Source organism: Humidesulfovibrio sp. (assembly GCF_035560995.1).
In the GTDB taxonomy this organism is placed as follows: Bacteria; Desulfobacterota; Desulfovibrionia; order Desulfovibrionales; family Desulfovibrionaceae; genus Humidesulfovibrio.
In genome coordinates, this window is sequence record NZ_DATMYK010000187.1 from 1 (window position 1) to 4,058 (window position 4,058).

3 protein-coding genes are annotated in these 4,058 nt (G+C 69.7%); 1 reads left to right on the plus strand and 2 read right to left on the minus strand.

The window, feature by feature from the left end:
* The coding region (locus VN419_RS07395; protein WP_325646036.1) for a DNA polymerase III subunit delta' at nt 1-825 on the plus strand (825 nt) is incomplete at its 5' end.
* Nucleotides 826-1,029: 204 nt separating this feature from the next.
* On the opposite strand, the gene VN419_RS07400 is transcribed toward VN419_RS07395, so the two are convergent.
* The gene (locus tag VN419_RS07400; RefSeq protein ID WP_325646038.1) at nt 1,030-1,242 is read right to left on the minus strand and encodes a hypothetical protein; all 213 of its coding nucleotides are present in this window, start codon (nt 1,240-1,242) and stop codon (nt 1,030-1,032) included.
* Between the two features lie 121 nt (nt 1,243-1,363).
* Nucleotides 1,364-4,058, minus strand: a 2,695-nt coding sequence (locus VN419_RS07405; RefSeq protein ID WP_325646040.1) for a class I adenylate cyclase, incomplete at its 5' end; no start/stop codon positions are given.

A 4,058-nucleotide genomic window follows, 5' to 3' on the forward strand; every position in this document is an offset into this window, starting at 1 on the left:
GAGGGCGGCGGCGCGCCCGACCGCGAAGCCGCGGCCCTGGCCTGGGCCAAGGCGCTCAACTGCGTGGACGCCCTCGGCGGCGGCTGCGGAACCTGCGCGGCCTGCCGGCAGATCGACGAGCGCGTGTTCCGCGACCTCATCGTGGTGGACAAACGCTTCTTCGAGGAAGCCAAGCAGCAGGAGAGCCTTTCCGGCACAGACGCCATGCGCCGCCTGCTGCCGGTGTGGGGCCAGCCGCCCCAGGGCGCGGGCAGCCGCGTGACCATCTTCGTCGAGGCCCAGGACCTGCACCCCTCCGTGGCCAACCTGCTGCTCAAGACGCTGGAGGAACCCCGCCCCGGCAATGTCTTCGTGCTTTTGGCCCCCCAGCGGGAGCGCTTGTTGCAGACCCTTGTCTCGCGCAGCTTTGTGCTCACCCTGCCCTGGCCCGAGGCCAAGACGCCGGAACCGGACGCTGCCGAGTGGATCGCCGCGCTGCTGAATTTTTGGGACACGGGCCAAGGCTGGTTCGAACGCACGGGCACCAAGGGCGCGGCGGACCGCTCCCTGGCCTTGCGCATCCTCTCCGGCCTGGCCGGGGAACTGGCCCAGGCCCTGGCTCTGGGCGTTGACGGCCAGGGCGGCCAGGGCAGCCCCACGGCCAAACGTCTGGCGCGGCTCGGACCCTCCGGCCTGCGCAGGCTCGACCTGGTGCTGGCCCAGGCCCAGGAGGCCCTCACCCAGCCCACGGCCCCGGTGGCCCTGGTGCTCGACTGGGTGGCCACGGCCGTCATTCCCAAGCCCGCAGGCCGACCCTCCCCCCAGACCGCGCGCCTAGGCCGCTAAAGGCCCGCACGGGCGCTTCCGCGCCGGCTTCGCAAAAGCCGCTGCCGCGGCAATGTCATCAATAGTCCTTCGCACGTCTGGCCAACACAGGGCGCGCCCATGCCGGGGCGCAAAAAAAGCGCCGCCAGCCGAAGCCAGCGGCGCATGCCGAAAAAATGTCAGTCGAGGGCGCCGCCCGCGCGTTTCGCCGGGCAGCCTGTGGTTCTATTCGTCGTCGTCGCGGCCGTCGTCGTCGTCGTCATCGTCGTCGGTCTTGTCCTCGTCCTCAAGCAGGATGTCCTCGATTTCCCCGGCCAGATCGTCCAGGCGGGTGCCGAAGGCGTCGAAATCGGCGGATTCCTCGCTCTCCAGGTCGGAGAACACTTCGCGGATCAGGGTCGCGGCCCGGTCAAGCTTCTTTCTGTAGGCGTTTTTCATTGTCATTCCTCCGAAATGCTGCGTTGTCTGCACGGCGTGCGCCCACGCCGGCCCGCGCGCGGTTTCCCGGCGGCGCTTGGACCCCCTACCCGGAGCCGGGCGTCTTGTCCACCCGCTCCTGCTAGCCCATTTTGAGCCGGGGCGCCGTGGACTTCTTGGGCATGAACACGCGCAGCTGGGTCAAAGTGTCGATGGGCCTGGCCAGGCTCTCGCGCAGGAAGGCCAGCGGGGCCTTCTGCAGGGTCAGGGACGGATTGTCGAAGCTTTGGCAGAACACCTCTCCCCAGTTGGTGGCGTAAAGCACGCTCACGGTGAGGATCTTGTTCTTGTCCGTGGGCACGGGCAGGTTGGCGATGACGTAGGCCCGCGTCACGCGCTCGGCCTGCAGGTATTCGTCCAGGTCGGGCTCCAGGGTTTCGCGCCGGGGGAAAAAGCCCGCCAGGTCCGCCAGCAAGGCTTGCAAATCCAGCAGGGCGATGGGCGCGAGGCTGCGCTCCGCGTGCACGGCCTGCCTGGGGTCGTACAGGCCGTTGAACAACAGCCAGGCCAGCAGGCGCACCACGTCCACATCGCGCCGCAGGGGCGCCAGCGATTCCACCGCCGCCTTGCCCGCGTCCTTGTCCTTGCCCTTCACGCCCCAGATGGTGCGCTTGCCCGGGGCCTTCTCGGCGTAGAAGAACAGTTCGGTGAAGGTCAGGCCGTCGGACAGGAAGGGCACCAGCCCCACCTTGTGCGGGTGCTGGGCGAAGTTGGCGGCGATGCGCCTGCCCAGCCGGGTCAGGTCCTCCGGACTGATCTGGGCGGCCGTGTCGCCCGCGCGGATGCCCGCTTGTATGCCCGACTGGATGCGCCGGTAGGCCGAGATCATGAACTGGTTGACCATTGCGCCCAGGCGCAAGGCCCCGGCGAAGGCCCCAGCATCGCCTTGCGCGCCAGCTTGCGCGGCGGAGGACGCGGCGGCCTGCGCGGCGGGCGGCAGGCCGTTGGCCTCGAACTCCGCTGGCAGGTCCTCCGGGGCCACATCGGCCTTCAGCCGCAGGCACTCGCCCATGAGGGTCAGGCTGCCGAGGTCTTCCAGCTGCCGGTAGTGCTTGCGGATGGACGTGAAGAGCGAGAGATACGGGTCCACGTCCTCGGCCAGCCTGCGGCCGCGCAGCACCGCCTCCTTGATGCGGTCGCACAGGAGGCGCATGTCCTTGCCCTGGCCCGCGTACTTTTCCAAAAGTCCCAGCTTCATCACGGACTTGTACGGGCTGTGCAGGGCTTTCACTATCTGCCACAGGCAGGCCCCGAAATATTCCTGCGGCGGGATGGCCCGGGGCTGCCCCAGGTCCACCAGTTCCTGGGCGGTGCGCGGGGCCAGGCGGGAAAGCTCGGCCAGCAGGGCTTCGGCCTCGGCCTGGGAGGCCGTGGGCGGCGCCGCCCACCACAGGAGGTCGCGCCCGGCGAGCTTCAGGGCCGTGCGGTAGAACTCCTCCTTCAAGAGGGCCGCCTGGGCCGAGCCGGAGCTTTCCTTGTCGCTCATGCCGAAGTTGTTCTGGCGCACGTCCTCCATGGCCATGGGGAAGAAATGCAGCTCCAGGCCGTATTGCTCCCAGGCCCAGGCTTCCAGGGCCTGGAGTTTGCGCGCCAGGCCCGCGCGCGCGGTCTCGAAGCCCGCCTGACCGTCGCGCAAGGCCGGGCCGGGGTTCACGCAGACCCAGCAGTCCACGTCGGAGCTGGGCTTCTGCGCAACCGATCCCAAGGAGCCGATGGCGTACACGGCCTCCAGGATCAGGGCCGGTTCGGGCAGGGCGCTGGCCGTTCTGGGCAGGGCCTGGCCGGGAAACAGGCGCTCCAGCTGGGCGCGGTCCTCGCCCGCGGGCGCGGCGGGCCGGACGTGCCCGGCGATGGCGCAGGGCGGCACGCCCGCGACGCCTTGGCTGGCCTCGAACACGCTGGTGGTCAGAAGCGCGGGCAAGAGGCGCAGCAACTGCCCCTGGGGTTCGGTCAGGCGCTCCAGGGCCAGTTCGCGGCGGCGCTGGTCCTGGCCGCGCATGGCCGACAAGGTCCGCCGGGCCTCGTCCACGCGCAGGAAGGCCTCCAGGCAGGCGCGCACAAAGGCCGCGCCGGGGCCGCTTTGCAGGGCCGGGTGCAGCTCCTGGGTTTCGCGGCAGCTGGTGTCCAGGCAGCGGGCGCGGGTTGCGGCCTCGGCCTGGGACAGGCGGGGACTGTCCGTATGGCCGCCCAGCACGGCCAGACCGGGCGCGGGCGAGCGCGTGAGCCGCAGGTTCAGGCATTCGCAGCCGAGCACCCGCGCATCTCCGAACTGGCAGGCCATGAGCTCCGAGTCGCGCCAGACGCATCTTTCCAGCAGGGAGCCCGAAAGGTCGCAGCGTGCAAGGGCCAGCCGGGCCAGGGCGCATTCCTGGGCGTGCAGGCCGGAAAGCGCGCAGGCGCGCAGGCTCAGGGAATCCAGGCGGTTCTTGAGCAGTCCCGCTCCGGCCAGGCTGGATTCCGCGAAGGAGCAGGCCCCAAGGGCGCAGGCCTCGAAGACCGCGCGGGAAAGGTCGCAGCTCTCGAAGCTCACGCCGGAGAAGCGGCAGCCCCGGAAGCGGCTGTGGGAGAGATCCGCGCCGGAGAAGACGCAGCTCTGGAAGGTGCAGTTCTCGAAATCGCACTGGGCGAGCAGCGCGCCGCTTACGCGCACGCGGCGGAAAACCACGCCGGAGAAGCGGCAGCGCGAGAGGTCGGTGCCGCTTAAAGTGAGGCCTTCCAACAGTTCGTCGGCAAGGTTGGAATGGTGGAAGGCCTGATCTTTGAGGGTAAGCACGGCG

Coding starts and splice junctions, on each gene's coding strand:
- VN419_RS07400 (WP_325646038.1), bottom strand. CDS start 1,242: ATGAAAAACGCCTACAGAAAGAAGCTTGACCGGGCCGCGACCCTGATC.